Raw genomic sequence first — 21,462 nt, forward strand, 5'->3', positions numbered from 1 at the left:
TGCCTATTATAGATTGAAACTACTAGAATAGATAGAAGATATTATTTTAGTTTCAATAAGGGTGTTTAAAATGTTGAAAAATATTGTGTTTGATTTTGGAAATGTAGTAATGAATTATGATCCCGATAAAATTTTGAATCATTATGACTTAAGTCCGGCTGATCATGAATTACTTAAGAAGACAATTTTTCAATCTAAAGAATGGTTAGAAATAGATCGGGGTAATTTGTCAGAAGATGAAGCTACCAAGATTTTTATCAAAAAGCTCCCTAAACGATTGCATGATCAGGCAAGAACTATTATGCAGACTTGGCCAAGCAAAGTGGTCTTTTATCAAGATGTATTTGATTGGATGAAAGAATTAAAAGCCGATGGTTATCATATTTATGCTTTATCGAATACGGGGATGCGCTTTGCGAATTATTTGATGAAGAGTAAGTATGGGGAAAATTTTGATGGCGGTGTTTTCTCGGCAGCCGAAAAATTGATGAAGCCGGATGCTCGCATTTATGAAAAGTTGCTCACCCGTTACCATCTTAAAGCTGGGGAATCTTTATTCATTGATGACTTGAAGGAAAATACTGCGGCAGCTGAAGATTTAGGAATGTATGGTTTTACTTTTTGGATTGATAAATTGTCAGAACTAAAAGATTATGTTTCCAAAATTGGAAAGGAACAGTAAAAAAGGAACAGTAAACATGAGGAAAGCCGTTCCAAAATTAGATGATAGTTTAACTAATGATCAATTTTTGAATTTAATTGTAGAGAGTTTTCAATCCGTACTATTTGGAACTGTCAATAAAATCGGCAATCCCATCACCAATGTTGCTGATATTGAAGTAAAAGATGCCAATCAATTAATATTTGCCACAACTTATCAAAAAGCCTTTTACGATAGATTGAAAAATCATCCGCTAATTTCAATTACTGCTCTAAAGGGTGAGGAGACATTAGATAGTGTTAGTTTTACTTTAAATGGAGATGTTCATGAAGTGGACGATAAGTATTTAGATGAAATTTTTGCTAAAAGACCTGAAATTTTACGTCCATTTGCAATTACTCCCATTAATGGTTCAATCTATGATTTGCGCCAGCAACCAATTTTTCAAAAGCAATTCAAGTTTTAAAATAAAAATGGATCTTCCCCAGAAGTGAGAAGATCCATTTTTGTATACGAACTATCTAATTATTTAAATAGGCAGTGAACAACGCTATGTAAATATCAATGAATTTTAAATACATCTCTTGATCGACATACTCGTTGACTTGATGAGGCGTATCATTTCCTGGGCCAAAAATTGCCAATGGAAAATCTGGACCTTTATCAATAATTAGATTTGAAGCGTCAGTAACTGGATTCAGAGCGAACGTTGGAATTGCTTTTCCTACAAATTCAGCGCCAATCTTTTGAGCTAATTTTATAAATTTGGATTGGCCATTAGTCTCAATAGAAGGTTCAGACATGTAAACATCAAGGTCGACTTTAGCGCCAGCTTTATTTTGTTTAGCGATCATTTCTTTTAAGTTCTTTTCAACTTCGGCATTATTGAATTCGGGAATTGTCCTAATGTTTGCTTCAGCTTGAGCCAATGCAGGAATTGAATTTACTTGATCACCACCATTAAAAATTGTAGTACTAAAAGTTAACTTTCCCAATTGAGAATTAGTTTTTGAACTATGATTAAAGAACCTATTGGCCTCGATAAGCAATTTCATCAATGGATTGATTGCATTATAGCCATTTTGAGGACGTGAACTATGGGCCTCAATTCCATGAGAAGTGAAACGAACATCCATAGAGCCTTTGTGAGCAATTGCAATTTGATATCCGGTTGGTTCACCGATCAAAAGGGCATCAACATCCCGCATATATCCTTTATTTTTAAGCAGTTGGGAACCTTGTTCGCCGATTTCTTCACCAAAACTGGCCATCAAACGTAAAGTTCCATGTTTTAATAAATGATGATCATGAATACTGATCAATGCAATCACCATTGCTGTCAAACCGGATTTCATGTCGGTAGTTCCGCGACCATAAAGCTTTCCATCAATATTGGTCAGTGTGAAAGGATCGGTTTTCCATTGACTTAAATCTCCTGCTGCCACTACATCCATATGACCTGACAAGCCTAAAACAGGTTTACCGCTTCCAATTTCTGCAATCAGATCTCCTCGAGTTTCGCTAAATCGCAGAATCTTAGCCGAAATATCGTGCTTTTTGAGTAATTTTTGTAAATATAAAGCAACTTCCATTTCATGATCGTTTACAGAGTGAATGGCGATTAGATCTTGTAAAATCTTAAGTTCTTCATCATCAGTAAAAGAATTCTTAACTATGTCCATTTTTTCCTCCTATTTCTATTATCAATATAAAAGAAGCAAAACAAAAAAGCCCATCGAATGCAATGGACTTTTTAGAAAATTTATCCCGAATTACGTAAACCAGAAGCAACCCCGTTGATAGTAATTGGAATAATGCTTTCATAAACGCCGTGAATTTCGTCTTCACGATCGCGTTTAATCATTTCAACTTGAATAAAGTTCAAAATATTGAAGTATGGCATTCTGTAGTCTAAGCTCTTTCTTAAAAGAGGAGCGTCAGCTAAAAGTTCATCATGACCCTCGATTTTAAGAATAACTTCCTTGGTTAATTTCCATTCTTTGTAAATTGCGTCAAAAACAGCCTGAGTTTCTAATCCTTCAGAAAGTTCGGCATACTGTTTGGCAATTTCCATGTTGGATTTTGACAAAACCATATCAACATTTGACATCAATGAATGGAAGAATGGCCAACCTTGGTACATAGCTTGAAGCTCTTTTAAGTTGTCTGGATTTTGATCAATAAAGTGCTTGAAAGCAGAACCCACGCCATACCAACCAGGAAACATTACCCGGCTTTGAGACCAAGAAAATACCCACGGAATTGCTCTTAAACCAGAGAAGTCAGAAATTTTCTTTCTAGATGCTGGACGAGAACCAACATTTAGGTTAGATATTTCCTTAATTGGAGTTGCTTGCAAGAAGTAATCAAGAAAAGCAGAATTTTCAAAAACGAGCTTACGATAAATCTTATTACTTTCGGCGACGATTTCATCCATCGAGGAACGAAATTCAGTAATATGATCTTCGCTCACGATTTGTTTAGAAACCATACGATCAATTGTGGCAGAGGCGAGCATTTCTAAATTGTAATAAGCAGTGTCTTTGTTGCCGTACTTATTTTGAATGATTTCTCCTTGTTCGGTCATCCGAATTCTATCATTGATCGACTTAAATGGTTGAGCGGTAATTGCTTCATAGGAAGGACCACCGCCCCGGCCAACTGTACCACCCCGGCCATGCATGAAGGTGATTTTTACACCATCTTCTTCGCCGATCGCGGTTAAATCTTTTTGGGCCTTGTAAAGGTTCCAACAAGAAGCCAGATAGCCACCATCTTTGTTAGAGTCAGAGTAGCCAAGCATAATTTCTTGATAGTTGTTTTGGGATACAAGCCATCTTTTGACAATATCAAAGCTCAAATACTCTTTCATAATTTCTCGAGCATTTTGTAAATCTTCGACTGTTTCAAAGAGAGGGACAACTTGAATGCGGGCTTTTTGACTATCAACTAAATCATATTCTTTAAGCATAATCGCTTGTTCAAGCATGTCAGAAACACTTTCAGTGTGAGAAATGATATGTTGCTTAATCACATCTTCACCTAAAAGATCTTTTAAGTGGCGAGCAGTTTTATAAATCTTGAGCTCTTTTTGAAGAAGTTCGGATTTTGGCCGATTAGTAGCGTGTAAATTGCGTGGATCGTTATTTAATTCATTAAGTAAAAGTTCAACTTTATCTTGTTCGTCGAGCTCACTATAATTATCGCAAATACCAGCATTCTTAAGTAATTCAGCAACACAAGCTTCATTGACACTTGAATCTTGACGCATATCAATGGTTGCTAGATGGAACCCAAATACATCAATAGCTTCTAAAATTTCGGTAAAGTAGCTGCGGATTATGGCTTGATCGTGATCAACTTCTAATGAGTCCTTGATAATTTCAAGGTCATGTTTAAATTCTTGAGCATCTTTATAAGTTGGAATCCCATCTAAATGCTTTAAATCATGATCTTTTAGGAAATTGTTTTTATCAATTACCCCAAGAAGTTCTTGTTCAGTATGAACCAGTCTACTTTCAATATAGTAAAATGCGCGACGATAAGGTTCATTGGTTCTAAATGGAGAATTATCATTAGAAAGCTGAGATAATTTTTCTACTTCTTCTGAAGGCGTCATATAAGATGTAGACAGTGAAATTCCGCGATAGAGCTTTTTAAGTTTCTTCATGTAGTATTCAAAGATAACTTGGCTTTGAAGAGTGGCACTTAGGTTGAGAGTATCAGCTGTTACATATGGGTTTCCGTCGCGGTCACCACCGATCCACATACCCATAGTGATTGGGGTGGCGTTTTGCACGTTTAAATCATGCTTTTTAGCTAATTCTTTATAGCGAGCAGTGAATTTAGTAATGGCTGGAATTAATGCCTTAGGATAATAAGCTAAAACGTTAGTAATTTCGTTAGAAACCTTCAATTTATGGCTACGAATAATGTCTGTTTGCATTAAGATTTCAATGCAAGCACGTAATTGTTCGGTCCATTCTTTTTGATTGATGGTTCCATTTTTTACTTCACGATAGTTGCGTAAAAGATGATGAATTTGGTCAGTTAATTCAAGAACTGTCTTTCTTTGAACTTGAGTAGGGTGAGCAGTTAGAACTGGCACTACATTGACATTTTCAAGGATATTTTCAGCATCTTTCTTTTTGGCAACTAGATCAATAGTATCGTTAAGTTTACCAAGATAATTTTGATCAGTATTGTTAAACAGGTTTACTTTACTTGCTAACTCTACATCTTCTGAAATATTAATTAAAAGTGGCAATGTCGCAAAATAGCGAGCTACTACGATCATCTCACGATTATTTAACTTGGCGATTTGAGCTTTAAGTTTCTCATGATCCTTATCAGCTGAGATTTTAATCAACTCTTGAATCTTATTGAAAGTTTCATCGCTGACCACTTGGCGAGTAGATTCATTAAGCAAATTAGTTAAAATCTTAGCTTCTTCGGCAACTACAGCTTCATCGCTACTGTTTTCTAATTTTTTAACAGTCATGTCGAAATTCCTTTCTTGTTTAATCATCTTAAAGATACCATAAAATAAGCTAAATTTGAGTAAAATGTTTTTTAATAAATAAATGCTTAAAAAGTCTTGACAATTATGATGTATTAATTAAAATAGTTATTAACAAATTTAATTAATCTGAAAACAAAGAGAAAGAAGAGTAACTTAATTCTTAATTAACAGCGAGTCTTGTTAGGTGGAAGAAGACAAATTCAAGATTAAGTGAAAATCACTTTCGAGTTCTATTTCTTAATCTTTTAGTAAGAAATAGTGGGAGCACCCATTATAGTGCCAGCGTATCGCCAATTTGGCTGTACGTGAAAGGTATTGCTAGTAATAGCAATATAAATAAAGGGTGGTACCACGCTCAAGCGTCCCTCAATCAGTAAATTCTGGTTGGGGGACTTTTTTTGTGGTCAGAGTTATGTTTTAGGAGGAAAAAGTATGAAAAACCTTACATCTCGTAAGTTGACTTGGAAGGAATACTTAGTTGTTGCTTCCTTACTATTCGGATTGTTCTTTGGAGCAGGAAACTTAATTTTTCCACTGCATCTAGGACAATTAGCAGGTGCAAATTGGGGCACCGCAGCTGTTGGATTTTTAATCACTGGGGTTTTACTCCCATTGTTGTCAGTTTTAGCAGTTGCCATCACTCGATCGGAAGGGGTTTATGATATCGGAAAGCCACTAGGTGCAGGATTTGCGGTAGTTTTCATGGTATTGATCCATGCAACAATTGGACCACTCTTTGGTACTCCAAGAACTGCGACTGTATCATTTACTGTTGGGGTAGCTCCATTTATTCCTAAAAATATGCAAACTGGAGCGTTACTAGTATTTTCAGCATTATTCTTTTTAGCAGCGTTTGCTTTTTCATATCACGAAAATAATATCTTATCTAATGTTGGTAAGGTATTGAATCCACTATTTTTAGCTTTATTGTTTTTAGTATTTGTAATTGCATTTGTTAATCCATTAGGAAATCCGCAAACTGCAGCTGTTACCAGTGCATACAAGAGTTCAGCTTTAGTTAACGGCTTTCTTGAAGGATATAATACAATGGATGCCTTGGCTGGATTAGCCTTTGGTGTAACTGTTGTCACGGCGGTTCGCTCCATGGGACAAAAAGATGCCAAGAGCGTTTCAAAAGTGGTTGCTAAATCAGGTGTGTTGGCAGTTTTGGCAATCGGCTTGATCTACTTATTGTTGATCTTAATGGGTGCAATGTCACTTGGTCATTTTAAGGTTTCTGACAACGGCGGTGTTGCCTTTAACCAAATCGTTAATTACTACGGCGGGATGTTTGGTCAAGCTCTCTTGGCATTCTTATTAACTGTTACATGCTTAACCACTGCGGTAGGACTTGTAGCTGCCTTTGCCCAAGACTTCCATAAGCATTTTCCAAAGGTAAGTTACCATACTTGGCTTGCACTTAGTTGCTTGGCATCATTTTTGACAGCTAACTTTGGTTTAGATCAAATCATCTCTTGGTCAACTCCAATGTTGATGTTCCTATACCCATTGTCAATGGTGTTGATCATCTTGTCAGTTTGTTCACCTTTATTTAAAAAGGATGGTGTAGTTTACTTCTTTGTAATCGTCTTTACAGTTGTGCCAGCCTTGGGTGATATGGTAGTTGCCTTTCCAAGTGTCGTTAGTCAAAGTAACTTCGGCTTAGCGGTTGCTTCAATGAGAAATGCACTACCACTTGCAAGCATGGGCTTATCATGGTTAGTTCCCGCTTTGGTTGGTTTAGTAATTGGACTTTTAGTACACTTTGTCAGAAGTCGCAATGTGGCTACTGCTGTTGATGAAGTTGAATAAAAATAATAAAATCTCTCTTCGTTTGAAGGGAGATTTTTATTTGTTAAATAGTATAATGGTTACAAACTATAGAACATAATTAAAGAGGTTTTTTAGATGAGTGTAGCTAAGAAATATCGAATTAATGGTTTTAAGCCTGCCAAGCTTCCAAAAGATAATAAGCAAAAATTTGATCGTCGAAAAGAGTTGCTTAATAAAGTAAAAAAGAAGCACGCTTTGAAAAGTACCATACCTATCCAAAAAATTGGTTCTAAAGAAGATAAGTCGGAAATCAAGAAGTTAAGACGCTAATTGTCTAAAGCTATGGCTCGGACTAATTTTTTAGAAAAAGGAATTCGGGAAACCAAGAAGGATTTGAAAGAAGCGAACGCTCTTCAAAAGAATTTATATTTAAAAATTAAGACAGTTGAATTTGAAAAGAATGAGAAAATAAAACAACTACAAACTATAATTACCAACCAAAATAAACAAGTTGAAAAATCAAGAATCTGACTGGCTCAAAGAACATGGATTAACTGAAAATGGTAAAGTACGTCAGTTTATTAATAGTTTAATCAGGCAGAATGAATTCATGGCACAATTATTTTAAGAAGTAATGAAACAGAATGATAAATTGTACATGTTGTACAAGAACAATCTTAAGCAATTTGATAAGTTGTATGGAGAAAATTTAAAATTGCAACGGAGTCAAAGTCAAAACGGAAGGCGTATCACTGATTTAGAAAGTAAGTTAAACGCAGAAAGAAAAAGAAGACGAGATTTGGTAAAAAATGTACATTATCGTGATAACGTGCGAGCTGCTTCTCCTGAATTAATGATTGATTTGTTAATAGATAAGTGTTCAGTAAATAATGTTACTTCATATCGTCGATTAACGACATTAAATCAAATTTATGATAATGCCATGCAAGATTTTTTGTCTTTTCATTACCATGAAAAGTACAGCTATGGTTATATTAAAACTGTGAACGCCCAATATATTTTACATGATATCAACCAAAATCAAGACTATCCGGTTATAGTCCCAGATTCTATTCTAAAGAATATTAATTTTGATTTAAATACGGTGGTACGATGTCATCTTAATGACAATGCGAGCTGGGGAGTAGATCATTTTTATCGAACAATTTCCTTTAGATCAGTTTCTAAATCACAGTCAATTAATAAAAAGAAGAGTTCTAAGAAGATAAAAGAAAGTCAGCCTACAATTTCGTTAACTAACCCAGAGGAATTAGTGCGGTTAGCAAGTAAGCGCATTGTGATTATAGGAGATAAATATTCAGTAGGCTTTTTAAATGAAATAAAGAAGTATTGTTCTGTTGAAACTTTCAATGGATATAAAGATGGAGAACGAAGAATATTTGATGCTATGCATCGAGCAGACTATGTTTTCATGCTAATTGGTAGTGTACTTCATGCGATGACGGTATATACTAAGGGGACGAATGATTTAAATGAAAACACGGATAAAGTACAAACTTTTGATGTTCCTGCTAAGTATGATGGGGTAATTAGGCTTCATTATTTATATGCAAATCATTAGTTAGGAAGATGATAAAATGCAAACGAGGAAAGATCAACGCAGTAATACTTTCATTAGTAAAAAGATGTCCTACTGTCTGCGTCATAATCCTGGAAAATATGGTTTAAAACTTGACGAGTATGGTTATGTTGATTTACAAGAATTTCTCAATGCGATGAATCACATGCACCATTTTTGGCCAAAGCTGACTGAGATAAAGATCCGTGAAATTATGCAAGCAAGTGATAAAGAACGTTTTGAGATAAAAAATGATAAAATCTGCGCTCTCTATGGTCACTCAATTCCAGGAATTATTAAACGTAAGAAAGCCATTCCTCCTAAGGTTCTGTACCATGGAACTGCACGTCGTTTTTTGTCAAGTATTGAAAAAGAGGGCCTTCTTCCAATGGGGCGCCAATATGTTCACCTTTCAACTGATATTGAAATGGCTGAATCTGTGGGTCGGCGCAAGGATGCACACCCCGCAATTTTGCAGATCAATGCTCAAAAAGCACATGATGATGGCATCGATTTCTATGTTGGAAATGATGAAGTGTGGTTATGTGATCACCTTCCCAGCCAATATTTTACGTAAATACAATAAAAGAGGCCGTAATTGGCCTCTCTATTTGATTTCTAATAATTCAGGGCGGCGTGCTAATTCTACATATGGCGTGCCGTTTTTAACTGCAATTCCTTCGCTTTCGCGCAAAGTATGAAAATGATAATGTTTAAGAACTCTGCCAGATTCGGCGTTAACTGCAAAAACATTATCGTTAAAGGCTAAATAGAAATTACCATTTGCGTAAGTAAAGCCTTGAAGAGGAGAGTTGTTTTTAACAAAATTAGACTGAGTGGCAGAGACTTCCGTTGGCGTCCATGTATTTCCTTGGCGGCTGAGCCGCCAATATTCATAGGTCCCTTTAGTCGCATTATGGAAAACACCATACATTAAATGACTATTGACGAAGTAGGCATTGTGGAAATAACGCGGATAGTATTCCGAGCGATTCCAAACTTTAATTGTCCATAAATTCTTGCTTTGATAGTTTTTACGTGAAATTTGTAAAATTTCTTCTGACTTAGCAGGATTGGCTATGGCATTACTGTTAGCCAAAACATAAATATAGTTTTTGGTAACACCTAGCGATTGACCATGACCAAGTTTCAAATATGGTGACACCGCGATATTTTGACTAGTTTGTTTAAAATCTTTAAAACTCATATTGAGTAAATTTTGAGTTTGAGTTGGGCTAGTTAGTTGATTGAGATTATAGGTAACTAAATGTCCCCAAGTAGCATTCGGCTGGCTGAAATACGAAACTGTCAATTGATTATTAAACAAATTGATTCCTTGAGGGATCACGCCGACCTGATTCAGTTGATTATATTCTTGATCATAGCTCAAAAGATGAAAGCGTGGTTGGTAAAATGCTGTCCGCATTGTTGCATGCCCACTTCCAGCATAACTATTAACTTGTGTCTCAGGCTGGTAGCTATTTTCGGGGTTCCAATTCGGAGAAGAAGATTGCGAACTTCCGGTAAAAGCATTAGCTTCACTTGGCCCCGGTGCTCCAATTTTATTAGCAACAGTTATACCTTCGCTAGTATCGGAACGTACATTGATCAGTGCTTGAGTGCTTAGCTTTTCATAGCTATATTTAACTGGAAAAGTCCCTGAGTTGGCGGAACTAATTTTTCTTTGGGAAACATGCACATGACTTGGATTAATTAAGGTGCCGTGACTATCAACTGCGTAAGCGATCGCGTCTCTGCTTGGAAAACTATAATAGCGATTTCTGACTAGTGAGATATTCTTTGCAACTGAAATCTCATTTCGGCGGAAAAATTTTTCACTAACCCAGCCAACGTCTCTACCATTAATGGCTAACTGCCAATAAGTTCCATGATCGGTTTTAGCAGAATGCTGTGATTGCAGCAGTCCTTTTTTAAAATACTTGGTGGAAGAAATTGCATTAATCCCACCCTTTTGGGAAACATTTCGATAAATAGGAAAGTCGCGTGAACTTGCTAATTTGGTTTGAACAGTATCATAATCCGTAATTTTTGCTGGTTGAAGAACGATTTGTCCATTTTTAACTGGATTCACTTTCTTAGGTAAAAAATAATAGGCACAACCTATTAAAATAATGATTGAAAATAAAATAGTAAAAAATTTCTTCATAATAAAAGATATTATTGATCTAAATGAATCAACTTGGAATAAGTAAGGAATAATTTTTACTAAGACTTAAATATCTTTAGAAAAAGCTACCATTTAATGTTAATGTGCTGACTGTTAGTTGATACTGAAAGTAAAGAGTCAACATAGTCAATCATCATGGGCAACTTTTGCTGGAGTAATTGATAAGCTGGTGAAGTTTTGATTTCTTCTTTATTTACAACGTCGTAATTGCTTTTTCCTGTAAAAAAATCCTAATTCAAATTGTTAACCAAGTTGGTAGCTGCTTGCCAATCCGATTTGGAATCAAATTTTGCTTGATATTTGTCCATTTGTAGTTGACTAACTTTAGAAAATTGGTGTCTCAAGTAATCGTGAAAATTGCCAGATGGAAGTTGTTGCATTTCCTCTGGAGTTAAAAAGGCAGTGGAATCAAAAGAACAATGTTGATAATTTAATTCTTTGGAAGTCAGTGAAATTATTCCATAGCCTTGATCACACATTGAAAAACAAGAACTTGCCACGTCAAAACTAGGACAATCAGTTTTGGCAGAAATGATATTTTGAGCATGAATATGTCCAGAAAAAGTTGCTCGGACATTGTATTTTCGAAAAAGATCTTGCAGCTCACTGGCGTTATCTAGAGTAAAACTATCATTCTTCTAGAGAAATGCAAGAAAGTTTATGATCAAATTGTCGCGTTTTAGTGATTACTGCTTGATTGCTTTTTAAAGCTTGTTTTGCATATTTTACATCTATATTCATGATAAGAGATCAAAGAAGCTATAAGTGTGAGTTATAGCTTTATGCTAAGAAGTAATTCAAATCATGTGCAAATCAAGGTAAAGTGAATATACAATAAAAGAAGAAAACATAGAGAGTTAATCACTAGTATTAGAAAGAAGAACATAAAATGAACAAAAGTAAAGTTGTAGTTATTACTGGAGCATCAAGTGGAATTGGTGAAGCAACTGCTAAGCTTTTAGCAAAAAATGGAAATAAAGTTGTATTAGGAGCACGCCGTGTGCCACGGCTTCAAGAAATTACTGGAAATATTACTGATCTAGGTGGCGAAGCAATTTATTTACCTACCGATGTTACCAAAGACGATGAAGTAGAAGCTTTGGCTAAATTGGCAAGTGATAAGTTTGGTAGAATTGATGTTTGGATCAATTGTGCGGGAGTGATGCCACAGTCATTACTTTCTCAAAAGAAGATTAAAGACTGGGACAATATGATTGATATTAATATCAAAGGTACCTTGTATGGAATTGGTGCTGCCTTGTCTTACATGATGAAGCAAAAGAGCGGCCAAATTATTAATATTTCATCTGTAGCTGGTCATATTGTTGGTCCTATGAGTGCAGTTTATTCTGCAACTAAATATGCAGTTCGGGCAATTAGTGAAGGATTGCGTCAAGAAATGGCACAAGCACAATCTAATGTACGAGTTACATTAATTTCTCCAGGAGCAGTGAATACCGAATTGGTAAATTCTATTACGGATGAAAAAATTAAAGAAGGAACTGAGGAATTCTATAAGAACTTTAGTATTCCTGTTGATCGAGTTGCTGAAACTATCCAACAATCTATTGATTTACCAGCTGATGCTGCTTGGAATGAAGTTATTATTCGGCCTACTACTCAACAAATGTAATTAAGAAACTAATTTCTAGAAATAAGTCTTACTACTATCAACAAACTGTATACCACTATGCTCAAAAAGTAATTTTATCTTTAATTATCAACTATTACAATAAATATGTAAATTGATTTAGAAGTAATTACAAAGGAGTATGAATATGGTTGAAACTTATCACTTTTTGGCTTAATAAAATAAGCTTGGACACTTTATCTTTCTCATTAATTCTATAATTTGCATAAATTTTCAAATGAGCTTCAGGATCACTAATTGGAATAAGTTTCCTTTTGTGATCTTGAAGTTTTTTGTGTGCCATTGCTTTTATAGAAATGTTGGTTTGGAAGATAGGAAAATTGGATTTTTTGGTCAAGAAGCAGCTCAGAACCTTATTTTGAAGATGAATTAGAAAAGTTAAAATCTCAAGCAGTTCAAATAGATAAAAAGAAAAACCGTTATACGAAATCAGAATTGAATCAGATTTTGTCGGGTTCTAAAATGCATAGGAGTAATTTCTTTATAGTGGGATCTGCGCCAATTGTAATTAGAGTTAAACAAACTTTGCATCAATTGGGAATAAAGAAGAATCATATTCATGATGAACATCTAACCATGTAACAAAAAAGCTCTTCAAACGAAGAGCTTTTTATATGCAAAGTCAAATAACAAACAGTATTATAAATTAATACCTTTGGGCTAATAACTTTCTTTCGGGTCTTTCAATTACCAAATCAACAATTGCAAATAACCCAATGAGGATAAATTGAACAACCAATGAAATCATGAATATCTTGAAATTAAACATTACAGTCATCATCAACCAAAACATATAAATCAATTCAATAGGGGCAAGAATTTCACCCATTTTTCTTTCTCTGATTGCTACGCGCATTACAGTTTCGTTCATAGTAACACCCTCTTTACATTGTCATTATTAAACATTTTCAAGAGGAGTTAAAGAATTTTGACTTATACTTTTCAAAAAATAACATAACTCTTGTTTTAACTTGATCTCTAACAAATTTTGTGCGATATTTAATTATTGAGAGGATATAATTTAGATATAGTAATAAGGAAAATTGAATATGACTGAAAAAAGTAATTTACGTAAAATCCTGGCTAAGTCAGGGTTATTGGGTTTGCACCGCACTAAAAACGTTGATTTAAGAGAAAGTGGTCTTGTTCGCAAAGTAGCGACTGAAGATTCGGTAATGGACCAATTGATTGATTTACTGAATCCAGCTAATCAGCATTTTACGTCTAAAAAGAATATTAAGCATACTAACCATATTGATAATATTATCTATATTGATGATTATCGTAAGTAAAGAGCTTGTCATCAATTGGAAAAATTATAGAACCGTAATGGATCAATTCTCAAGTCAAGAGTTGATCTATTTTTTTGATAAGATCATCTTCGTAATCGTAGACTGGCAAATCTTAAGTGATTTTCAGTCTTGTTTTATCACTTGTACTTGTAGTATCAAGTTAAGAATGAAAAGGAAAATTAAAAATTATATTTGATCGTACTTCTTAAGATTTGACAATTTAGATGGTGAAGATGTTTGTGCTAATCAATTAGAAAGACGTGGCTATGACTGGAAAAATGGATATGCTACTTCGTCTGATGAAAAAAGATATTAACGGCGATGGTCAACCAGTCAGAAAGATAACTAAGGATGCTAAAAGTATTATTATTTTCTAGTTATGCTTTGGTTCAACTAAATTATTAGTAAGTAAAATTGTTCCTAAAACTGATGCTAGTATTTTAGAAAGTATTTTAAGAACATATTACAGAGTAACTATCGTAAAACAGTGAAGGCTGCTAACCGTGAAAGAATTCAAAATGATCCACCAGAGCGTGTGATGGTTTTACCTGATTTGAGTCAACATGACCTAGTTTGTTTAGGCTATCAAACTTGGACCATGATCTTAAGCCAGCCAATGAGAGCTTTTTTACTTCAATATGGCAGTCAATTTTCTAATAAAAAGATTGCTCCGTTTCTTTCAGAAGGAGGTTACGGCCCAGTATCCAATTGCTCGATGAAATTATTGCTTAAGATGGTAGTTGATAAAAGTGATGCGGAAGTTGAAATATAGTTCATAGATGTAGTAAAAAACTAACTTGCAATAATGATCATTATAAGATTGATCCTGTTTTCTAATTATTTAATATAATAATTTAAGATTGTTATTATATGAGATAGATATATATAGAAGAATATTTGATATAATTGAGTCGATGGTTTGATGTGGGATAAAGTACAAACTAAAGAAAAATTGCTTTTTACCAAATTTGAAATGGGTTAATGACGGCGTTTCTTTAGTGTGTTCTCCACGTATGTGGAGGTGATCCCTCGATTGGAAAAGTACTTAAAAGTAGAATAAGGTGTTCTCCACGTATGTGGAGGTGATCCTGACCAATTCATTTCAAGAAGTAGAAAAAAATCGTGTTCTCCACGTATGTGGAGGTGATCCTCGCCCCAATTAAAGTAGCAATCGCCAATATCAGTGTTCTCCACGTATGTGGAGGTGATCCCTAAGAACTGATTTTAATGGAATATCAGTAATTGTGTTCTCCACGTATGTGGAGGTGATCCTAAACAAGGAACCTTCGACGACAATGCAACTGTGGTGTTCTCCACGTATGTGGAGGTGATCCCAGCTCACGCTTTGCTGACTGCAGTTCTCCTTCGTGTTCTCCACGTATGTGGAGGTGATCCCAATCTGTACAGTACACATTTAATAATGAGAAAGTGTTCTCCACGTATGTGGAGGTGATCCTTAATCATTGGTCTGCAGATACGGCACTTGTAGGTGTTCTCCACGTATGTGAAGGTGATCCTAGTCTTCGTACTTTGTGCCTTTCCATCTTTTAGTGTTCTCCACGTATGTGGAGGTGATCCCGATACATGGATAGATGTCACCATAGATCATTTGTGTTCTCCACGTATGTGGAGGTGATCCTCACAAAGCGAAAAAGTGACAGACTGGCAAGAAAGTGTTCTCCACGTATGTGGAGGTGATTGATATTTTTAAAATGGAAATCAAAAACTATAATTAAATCAAATCGGATAAAAAAGAGACAAATATTATGAGTATTGTTAGTGAAAGGCTTAGCAGCCTGCGTAAAGCTATGGGGTGGTCACGGAAGCGAGCTATTTCTGAGCTTAATCTTCCTTACCAAACGTATTCCAACTATGAATTAGGAAAAAGAGAACCAGACATTCCAATAATAGCTAAACTTGCAGATAAGTTTAATACAACTACTGATTATTTAACTGGTAAATCAAATGATCCTAGAACATTAGATGAAATAATAAAAGGAATGGGCGGTCTGAAATCATCTTCCCATTCCTTAGAAGTAGATTTAGCCAAGGACCCTGTGGTTTTAGCTTACGATGGTATCCCCGTTAGCGACGAAGATAAAGAAATCATTGAAGCTGTACTGGAACGCCACAATAAGAAAAAAATATGAAGCTGATTTAATCAACTTCCTATTATATGTTATATGTAGCAATCGCTCATCATATTGACTACGATTTGGGCGAACATCGTCCTAGTTTTTCCAGTAAGGCTCTTCCCTCACAAAATATGATAATCATTAATATAAACTACTATAAAACTAAGAAGCTGCTTTTTGGGATAGGTCATGAGATAGCCCACATAATACATCAAGATGATGTAGCTATATGTACAGATCCGAATGCAAAAAGATCCTGTGAACATACAGCAAATGTGTATTCTGTTGAGCTGATTCATGCCTATGCAAAAAATTACGGAAAAGTAGTTTTATTACGCCGACGGCATTTTTAAGCTACTACGATATTCCAGATAATAGAATGTATAAGTATTCGACAAAATTTTTTATTGGAGGAAAAAGCATGAAGCATAAATATTTAACTGCTGCAATGGTTTCAATTATCCTGGCTGGGAGCGTAGGTACAATTTCCACTACTATTACTCCTACACAAACTGTTCAAGCTGTTAATAGCAATACGCTAAAAGCTAGAAAGCGAGCTGTTAACAGAAATCATTTTCAAAAAGTTGTGCTTACTAAACAAACTTATATCAGACAGATTTATTTACGAGTTCCAGCTTATAAAAGTACCTTAGGCTATAAAACGTACCTCGCAGAAGGAGATCCTGTATATGTAGAACAAACAGGAGCTGATTTTGGGTGGTTCTTAAAGATTCCGGGTGATAAAGGGGTATATACTATCCTTAGAAATCATAATGACTATTCGTGGTTTAAACTGGCAAAGAAAGCTAATCCAGTAAGTAGTAATAGATATAGTTCAAAAGCTATTACTAAGAAAACACGAGTATATCGTCTTAACAAGCATGGTAAAGCAATAAGTTGGGATTATTACGATCTAGAAAAAAACGATTGTATTAAACTAAAACGAGCTTCTCATGGAAAATATCACTGGGACATTTTATGGACATATGATGATAATAATCATTTACTTACTAATGAGATATATACAACTAAACGTAGTCTATCGGATACTTCTTGGTTTGAAAATGACAACTAAAAAAACCCGATAAAAAAAGAAGGCGCAATTTTACGCCTTCCATACATCCCTTAATGAGTAAAAAACTCTTAGGGCGCCCAGTCATCATTTTTATCACCGCCGAGGGGAGAAAAATGAATGACACAATCCTTACATTAATCGTCATACTTTTAATCATTCACGAAATCAACAAGAAGTAATTTTTCTTGTTGTGATGAGAGTGTTCTTAAACTAAAACTGATTTAACGAACACTGCTGATAATAGCAGTGTTTAGAATAATAAAACAATTAATAATTCTACAACTACGGTTCCAACATTAGATAAGCAGACTATTGAAGAAACTGGTCGCTATTTTGTACAGCTTGTAAATGAATGGAGAATAATACGGGAAATTGCACCAGTTACTTATGATACAGCTAAATATTTTTATGATATTCAACGAGCAATCCATGACGTAAATGCATGGGATACTACCTAACAGCCAGATTATCATGTTGGAGTCGCTTCAACTTACGGAGAAGTATCTTGTTTGATTAAATATAGTACACCACAAGAAATGGCGCAAAATGTTTTTAATATGTTTATCTACAAAGATGCGTCTACAAATTATGGACATAGAAATATTCTTAAAATGGCAAATTTAATTCTATAAATTGTCAAAATTTTGATCGTCCCAAAGCTCTAAATCAGCTTGCGGTAGTCTTTTAGTTTTCTTAATTTGGTGTAATTTATTAATAACAGTCTTCTTTGGTACTTCTTTAGGAACTTCTTCTGTACTTGATGTATTATTTGCAATTTATGTTCTCCACGTATGTAGAGGTTATTTTTTTAGGATGTATTCTCAACAGGAAAAATTATAGAGCCGTAAAGATAATTTCCTAAAGGTTGTTTATGGAAAATCACTCTAAATGCCTCTAAAATAAAGATTACATGGATAGAAAAGAAGAACAATTATGAATGCAATTTTTGAAAGAAGAGCTGTTAGAGAGTATACGGATCAAAAAGTTGACGATGAGAAAATCAAGAAACTAATTGAAGCTTTTCAAGCTGCTCCGTGTGCACTCCATCAAACTGATGTGATGGAATTAAGTGTAATTACGGATCCTGAATTATTGCAAAAATTAGAAGAAAAGACTAATAATTCGTGCTACAACGCACCTTTGGTATTTATGATTAATACTAAAAAAGACAGTCAATTTGGTGAGAGGGATGCTTCAGTTGCTGCTGAGAATGTGATGGTTGAAGCCTTTGACTTAGGCTTAGCTTCAGTTTACGTAATGGGTGGCGTAATCGCTCTTAATAAATTTCCAGATTTACAAAAAGAATTAGGAATGGATGATGGATTTGAAACTGCAGTACTTTTGCCAATTGGCTATGCAGCTGATAATGGTCAACCTGAAGATAGATCGAATCGCTATAAGGTAGTGAGAAAATAAGGCATTACATGGATAAAGTAAAAAACTAGTATTTTCGTTTTTAAATTAACGAGAATACTAGTCTTTTACTTTATTTCTTAAATTGATTCTTTACATATTCTGCATAAAGCGGGGTGGACTTGATCAGTTCTTCATGCTTTCCAAACCCTGAAACTGTTCCATGATCGATAAAATAAATTCGATCCGCATCTACAATGGTACTTAAACGGTGAGCAATAACTAGAGTAGTTCGATCTTTCATTAAACTACTTAAGGCCTTTTGAACCATTGCTTCGGACTCAGAATCTAGACTGGCAGTTGCTTCATCAAGCATTAAAATTTTCGGATTACGTAAGAAAGCACGTGCAATCGCAATTCGTTGACGTTGACCACCTGAAAGTTTGATTCCACGTTCTCCAATTTGGGTATCTAATTGATCGTCCATTTCTGAAACAAACTGTTTAGCATAGGCCATTTCTAAAGCATTCCATAATTCCGCATCACTTAACTTCACGGTCTAATCCATAGAGAAGATTTTCGCGAATAGTTCCGGGCATTACTGCTGAATTTTGTCCCACTAAACCAATTTGCTTACGCCAGTTTTCTAAACTAATTTCATCAATATCTTGGTTGCCAATGGTAATTTTACCAGACGTTGGTTTATAGAAACGTTCAATAAGGGAAAAGATAGTCGATTTACCGCCCCCAGATGGTCCCGCGAAAGCAACTACTGTATTTGGCTTTGCTTCAACATTAATATTATGTAAGATTTGTTTGGAGAAGTTAACATGTTCTAGTTTAAGTTCTTTGTTCGCGATATCAACTTCTTGATCATGTTTGGCTTTTTCTTCAATTTCGCTAAGCATTTCATTACGCGAAGTGCCCCGTAGCCTAAGATTCCTAGGAATAAAAACATCATCAGCATGTTAGTTATTGGTTGAGTTAATGAATTAATAAAAGCTTCTTTAACGCCAATATTATAAAGACTAGAAATTCGTTTGTTTCCAGTAGTGAGTTCTTTGTTTTCTCCATTTGAAGATTTAACTAATCTAATTTCACTGAGCACACTAGTTGAATCACTAGAAAAATTAGCCAGTTCATCTTGACGTTTGCGACCGATTTTACGAGATTGTTGCATGATTGGCAACAAGGCTAAAATTACTAGGGGAACTGCAATGAACATAATTAAAGTCATTTGCCAATCCATCGCCATCATAATCACTAAGGCTCCAAAAAATTGGAGAAGAGAAGTAACAGCATTTGGCAAAGTATTAGCAAGCAGATTTTTAACTTGAGAAGTGTCATTTACTAAACGCGAGCTGATTTCACCAGTTTTAGTATTATCAAAATACTTAACTGGTAAATAAAGCAATTTACTCCAAAGCGTTTTACGCATTTTGGCTACAACATCTTCACCAAAAATCCCTAGAATTAAACCAGAAAGAGCACCGATTAATAATCCTCCAATAAAAATTATTGCTGTTAAGATAATCAAGCTGGTGCTAACATGTCGAAAGTTGTTAATTAATCGTTGGGCTAATTGTGGAACGAATAAACTAGCACCCGTTGAAATAAAACCTAGTAAAATTCCGACAATCAGCTGCCAATATTTGGGATGAATTTGATTGATCAATTTAAAAAAAGTCACTAAATTTGAATGTGCTTTGTCTCTCTTTATTCATTTAAATTTTCCTTTAAAAAGGGCGATGAAACATGGGACCAAAAGGACTGTTATTCTGCATAAACTTGCGGAGTTCTTCATCGCCCATCTTTTCGCGCATTTTTTCGATTCGTTGATAAAATTCATCAAATTTTGCTTCATCTTCTGGAGTAGCAATTTCTTTAATTTTCTTATTATAAGCTTCGCAAAGTTGAGTGAGATACTTGTTGAAATCTCTGAGCTCTTCTTCGGAAAAATCGTCCAGTATCCCGGAATTATCATCAGCGATTTGTTTAACTGCTTTTCCTTTTTCAGTTAAGTTAATTAACATTACACGTCGATCTTTTGAAGAAGGATTTCGAGAAATATAGCCTTCTTTTTCCAGCTTTTTCAGCATTTCATTTAAAGATTGCTGCCGAATTCCAAGAAGATAACTTAAATCTTTGGTAGTCATTTCTGGTTTAAGTTTAAGAATAGCCAAAATTCTTCCTTGGTCCCGACTAGTATCTGCCAGCGGGCCACCATGTTGATGCGTTAGCATATGATATTTTCGAATTAAATAGAGTAAATCCATAAATATCTCATTCAATTTTTGTTTTTCGTTTTCCATTATTTCAACATCCTCTTGAATTTACATCAGGTACCTGTTATAAATGATAACAATATTCTACAGGTACCTGTAGAATATTGTTAAGCAGATTTTTATAAAAGTAGAAATTTTAATTGTAAATGATAGTAAGATTATGTGATAATTAAAAATAATCTTTAGGAGGTGTTATTATGATCCCAGTATTAATTGGTGGAATAATAGGATTTGCTTTGACTGAATCTGATGGATTATTGAAAAAAGCATCCTGGAAAGTATGGATAATTTTAATAGTTACTACAGTTGTATTTGCATTACTACTACCCTTAATTGGTCGACAAAGGATAATACAAGGGATAGTAACTATTTCTCAAGTACTGATGATAATTTTTATTAACATCCTCCTAGAAAAGAAAATCAATAAAATACTAGCATTCATTATCGCATTGATAGCAGGAACTATTTGGGCCATCTGGTTGATAAGTTTGGTAGGAGTAATTTATGGGGGATGAAAATAACGATGATGAGGTATTTGGAAAGGCAAATAATTAAAGCTTTAGGAATTTGGATCCTTATAATAATGGGATATTTTTCACTAATTTTATGGCTTCATTTAAATATTCCGTTAATTTCGAATGTTTTAGGGGTAAAGATAGATCTTAGGAGTAATGATTACTCCGTGGTTATGACATCCGTTTTTCCTAATTGGCTTATTAGTGGATCGATTTTCATGGTTGTATATGTAAGCATAAAATATGGATTAACAAGATATAAAGCTAGAATCTAGAAAAAAGGAAACGATACGAAAGCATCGCTCCTTTTTCTGTATATTTATGGTGGAAATCAATTAAATTGCTCTGAGTAATATTTTATAAAAGTACTTTTTAATGTTTCGTCTGAATATATTTGTGAATAGAGCTTACTCACTTTTGTTATTTTCTTTTT

The 21,462-nt window shown here is 34.6% G+C and carries 20 protein-coding genes, 1 pseudogene, 1 CRISPR repeat array and 1 other annotated feature; of the genes and pseudogenes, 14 read left to right on the forward strand and 7 right to left on the reverse strand.

Annotated features, from left to right (window positions below):
* Nucleotides 1-70: 70 nt before the first annotated feature.
* A complete protein-coding gene (locus tag KBW87_RS08890) occupies nucleotides 71-682 on the forward strand; it encodes an HAD family hydrolase (RefSeq protein WP_057811474.1) in 612 nt (203 codons plus the stop codon).
* A 16-nt stretch (nucleotides 683-698) separates the two neighbouring features.
* A complete protein-coding gene (locus KBW87_RS08895) occupies nucleotides 699-1,127 on the forward strand; it encodes a pyridoxamine 5'-phosphate oxidase family protein (protein WP_057811472.1) in 429 nt (142 codons plus the stop codon).
* A gap of 55 nt (nucleotides 1,128-1,182) precedes the next feature.
* Here the strand turns inward: KBW87_RS08895 and KBW87_RS08900 are convergent, their stop codons facing one another.
* Together KBW87_RS08900 and ppc are read right to left on the reverse strand one after the other, a co-directional pair.
* Nucleotides 1,183-2,343, reverse strand: coding sequence for an ArgE/DapE family deacylase (locus tag KBW87_RS08900; protein WP_057811471.1), 1,161 nt, complete (start codon nucleotides 2,341-2,343; stop codon nucleotides 1,183-1,185).
* A gap of 80 nt (nucleotides 2,344-2,423) precedes the next feature.
* The gene (gene ppc / locus KBW87_RS08905) at nucleotides 2,424-5,162 is read right to left on the reverse strand and encodes a phosphoenolpyruvate carboxylase (protein ID WP_057811469.1); all 2,739 of its coding nucleotides are present in this window, start codon (nucleotides 5,160-5,162) and stop codon (nucleotides 2,424-2,426) included.
* 147 nt (nucleotides 5,163-5,309) lie between these two features.
* Nucleotides 5,310-5,553: a binding site (T-box leader), on the forward strand.
* Nucleotides 5,554-5,615: 62 nt separating this feature from the next.
* On the opposite strand from ppc, the gene brnQ reads away from it, so the two are divergent.
* The 5 genes from brnQ to KBW87_RS08930 all read left to right on the forward strand — a co-directional run bounded on the left by brnQ (nucleotide 5,616) and on the right by KBW87_RS08930 (nucleotide 9,112).
* The gene (brnQ, locus tag KBW87_RS08910; protein ID WP_057811467.1) at nucleotides 5,616-6,995 is read left to right on the forward strand and encodes a branched-chain amino acid transport system II carrier protein; all 1,380 of its coding nucleotides are present in this window, start codon (nucleotides 5,616-5,618) and stop codon (nucleotides 6,993-6,995) included.
* A 96-nt stretch (nucleotides 6,996-7,091) separates the two neighbouring features.
* Nucleotides 7,092-7,286, forward strand: coding sequence for a hypothetical protein (locus tag KBW87_RS08915; protein WP_057811465.1), 195 nt, complete (start codon nucleotides 7,092-7,094; stop codon nucleotides 7,284-7,286).
* Nucleotides 7,287-7,487, forward strand: coding sequence for a hypothetical protein (locus KBW87_RS08920; RefSeq protein WP_057811463.1), 201 nt, complete (start codon nucleotides 7,287-7,289; stop codon nucleotides 7,485-7,487).
* A 103-nt stretch (nucleotides 7,488-7,590) separates the two neighbouring features.
* A complete protein-coding gene (locus tag KBW87_RS08925) occupies nucleotides 7,591-8,538 on the forward strand; it encodes a hypothetical protein (protein ID WP_057811462.1) in 948 nt (315 codons plus the stop codon).
* 16 nt (nucleotides 8,539-8,554) lie between these two features.
* Nucleotides 8,555-9,112: an RNA 2'-phosphotransferase gene (locus KBW87_RS08930; protein WP_057811460.1), complete on the forward strand. Its 558-nt coding sequence runs from the start codon at nucleotides 8,555-8,557 to the stop codon at nucleotides 9,110-9,112.
* Between the two features lie 30 nt (nucleotides 9,113-9,142).
* On the opposite strand, the gene KBW87_RS08935 is transcribed toward KBW87_RS08930, so the two are convergent.
* Nucleotides 9,143-10,702, reverse strand: a complete 1,560-nt coding sequence (locus tag KBW87_RS08935; RefSeq protein ID WP_057811458.1) for an SH3-like domain-containing protein — start codon at nucleotides 10,700-10,702, stop codon at nucleotides 9,143-9,145.
* Nucleotides 10,703-10,953: 251 nt separating this feature from the next.
* Nucleotides 10,954-11,202 carry a hypothetical protein gene (locus KBW87_RS08940; RefSeq protein WP_057811456.1) on the reverse strand — a complete coding sequence of 83 codons (249 nt, stop codon included), beginning with the start codon at nucleotides 11,200-11,202 and terminating at the stop codon, nucleotides 10,954-10,956.
* 410 nt (nucleotides 11,203-11,612) lie between these two features.
* Between KBW87_RS08940 and KBW87_RS08945 the strand changes: the two genes are divergently transcribed.
* Entirely contained in the window at nucleotides 11,613-12,356 is a 744-nt protein-coding gene (locus KBW87_RS08945) for an SDR family oxidoreductase (protein ID WP_057811454.1), read from the forward strand.
* 664 nt (nucleotides 12,357-13,020) lie between these two features.
* Here the strand turns inward: KBW87_RS08945 and KBW87_RS08950 are convergent.
* Nucleotides 13,021-13,245 (reverse strand): hypothetical protein, encoded by a 225-nt coding sequence (locus KBW87_RS08950; protein ID WP_057811450.1) that lies wholly within the window; start codon nucleotides 13,243-13,245, stop codon nucleotides 13,021-13,023.
* A gap of 178 nt (nucleotides 13,246-13,423) precedes the next feature.
* Here KBW87_RS08950 and KBW87_RS08955 point away from each other — a divergent pair, with 178 nt between their 5' ends.
* The 5 genes from KBW87_RS08955 (at nucleotide 13,424) to KBW87_RS08975 (ending at nucleotide 18,292) form a co-directional block, all read left to right on the forward strand.
* Nucleotides 13,424-13,666: a hypothetical protein gene (locus tag KBW87_RS08955; RefSeq protein ID WP_057811448.1), complete on the forward strand. Its 243-nt coding sequence runs from the start codon at nucleotides 13,424-13,426 to the stop codon at nucleotides 13,664-13,666.
* 487 nt (nucleotides 13,667-14,153) lie between these two features.
* Entirely contained in the window at nucleotides 14,154-14,438 is a 285-nt protein-coding gene (locus tag KBW87_RS08960) for a flavodoxin family protein (RefSeq protein ID WP_057811446.1), read from the forward strand.
* Nucleotides 14,439-14,666: 228 nt separating this feature from the next.
* Nucleotides 14,667-15,367: a CRISPR direct-repeat array (repeat unit 28 nt; unit sequence GTGTTCTCCACGTATGTGGAGGTGATCC).
* A 65-nt stretch (nucleotides 15,368-15,432) separates the two neighbouring features.
* Entirely contained in the window at nucleotides 15,433-15,816 is a 384-nt protein-coding gene (locus KBW87_RS08965) for a helix-turn-helix domain-containing protein (RefSeq protein ID WP_057811444.1), read from the forward strand.
* Between the two features lie 406 nt (nucleotides 15,817-16,222).
* Nucleotides 16,223-16,876 (forward strand): hypothetical protein, encoded by a 654-nt coding sequence (locus KBW87_RS08970; RefSeq protein ID WP_057811440.1) that lies wholly within the window; start codon nucleotides 16,223-16,225, stop codon nucleotides 16,874-16,876.
* Nucleotides 16,877-17,809: 933 nt separating this feature from the next.
* On the forward strand, nucleotides 17,810-18,292 hold the full coding sequence (locus KBW87_RS08975) for a nitroreductase family protein (RefSeq protein ID WP_057811438.1): 483 nt from the start codon (nucleotides 17,810-17,812) through the stop codon (nucleotides 18,290-18,292).
* A 70-nt stretch (nucleotides 18,293-18,362) separates the two neighbouring features.
* On the opposite strand, the pseudogene KBW87_RS08980 reads toward KBW87_RS08975, so the two are convergent.
* Together KBW87_RS08980 and KBW87_RS08985 are read right to left on the reverse strand one after the other, a co-directional pair.
* A pseudogene (locus KBW87_RS08980) lies at nucleotides 18,363-19,949 on the reverse strand (ABC transporter ATP-binding protein).
* 16 nt (nucleotides 19,950-19,965) lie between these two features.
* The gene (locus KBW87_RS08985; protein WP_083478889.1) at nucleotides 19,966-20,541 is read right to left on the reverse strand and encodes a MarR family winged helix-turn-helix transcriptional regulator; all 576 of its coding nucleotides are present in this window, start codon (nucleotides 20,539-20,541) and stop codon (nucleotides 19,966-19,968) included.
* A gap of 170 nt (nucleotides 20,542-20,711) precedes the next feature.
* Here KBW87_RS08985 and KBW87_RS08990 point away from each other — a divergent pair, with 170 nt between their 5' ends.
* Nucleotides 20,712-21,029, forward strand: coding sequence for a hypothetical protein (locus KBW87_RS08990; protein WP_057811436.1), 318 nt, complete (start codon nucleotides 20,712-20,714; stop codon nucleotides 21,027-21,029).
* Nucleotides 21,030-21,462: the final 433 nt, after the last annotated feature.

It is taken from the genome of Lactobacillus intestinalis, from assembly GCF_024397795.1.
GTDB classification, from domain to species: domain Bacteria; phylum Bacillota; class Bacilli; order Lactobacillales; family Lactobacillaceae; genus Lactobacillus; species Lactobacillus intestinalis.

Excerpts from the sequence above, each read along its gene's own strand:
- KBW87_RS08890 (WP_057811474.1), top strand. The coding sequence starts at position 71 with ATGTTGAAAAATATTGTGTTTGATTTTGGAAATGTAGTAATGAATTAT.
- KBW87_RS08895 (WP_057811472.1), top strand. The coding sequence starts at position 699 with ATGAGGAAAGCCGTTCCAAAATTAGATGATAGTTTAACTAATGATCAA.
- KBW87_RS08930 (WP_057811460.1), top strand. The coding sequence starts at position 8,555 with ATGCAAACGAGGAAAGATCAACGCAGTAATACTTTCATTAGTAAAAAG.
- KBW87_RS08935 (WP_057811458.1), bottom strand. The coding sequence starts at position 10,702 with ATGAAGAAATTTTTTACTATTTTATTTTCAATCATTATTTTAATAGGT.
- ppc (WP_057811469.1), bottom strand. The coding sequence starts at position 5,162 with ATGACTGTTAAAAAATTAGAAAACAGTAGCGATGAAGCTGTAGTTGCC.
- KBW87_RS08955 (WP_057811448.1), top strand. The coding sequence starts at position 13,424 with ATGACTGAAAAAAGTAATTTACGTAAAATCCTGGCTAAGTCAGGGTTA.
- KBW87_RS08985 (WP_083478889.1), bottom strand. The coding sequence starts at position 20,541 with ATGGAAAACGAAAAACAAAAATTGAATGAGATATTTATGGATTTACTC.
- KBW87_RS08925 (WP_057811462.1), top strand. The coding sequence starts at position 7,591 with ATGAAACAGAATGATAAATTGTACATGTTGTACAAGAACAATCTTAAG.
- KBW87_RS08965 (WP_057811444.1), top strand. The coding sequence starts at position 15,433 with ATGAGTATTGTTAGTGAAAGGCTTAGCAGCCTGCGTAAAGCTATGGGG.
- KBW87_RS08915 (WP_057811465.1), top strand. The coding sequence starts at position 7,092 with ATGAGTGTAGCTAAGAAATATCGAATTAATGGTTTTAAGCCTGCCAAG.
- KBW87_RS08975 (WP_057811438.1), top strand. The coding sequence starts at position 17,810 with ATGAATGCAATTTTTGAAAGAAGAGCTGTTAGAGAGTATACGGATCAA.
- KBW87_RS08950 (WP_057811450.1), bottom strand. The coding sequence starts at position 13,245 with ATGAACGAAACTGTAATGCGCGTAGCAATCAGAGAAAGAAAAATGGGT.
- KBW87_RS08900 (WP_057811471.1), bottom strand. The coding sequence starts at position 2,343 with ATGGACATAGTTAAGAATTCTTTTACTGATGATGAAGAACTTAAGATT.
- KBW87_RS08990 (WP_057811436.1), top strand. The coding sequence starts at position 20,712 with ATGATCCCAGTATTAATTGGTGGAATAATAGGATTTGCTTTGACTGAA.
- KBW87_RS08940 (WP_057811456.1), bottom strand. The coding sequence starts at position 11,202 with ATGTGTGATCAAGGCTATGGAATAATTTCACTGACTTCCAAAGAATTA.
- brnQ (WP_057811467.1), top strand. The coding sequence starts at position 5,616 with ATGAAAAACCTTACATCTCGTAAGTTGACTTGGAAGGAATACTTAGTT.
- KBW87_RS08945 (WP_057811454.1), top strand. The coding sequence starts at position 11,613 with ATGAACAAAAGTAAAGTTGTAGTTATTACTGGAGCATCAAGTGGAATT.
- KBW87_RS08970 (WP_057811440.1), top strand. The coding sequence starts at position 16,223 with ATGAAGCATAAATATTTAACTGCTGCAATGGTTTCAATTATCCTGGCT.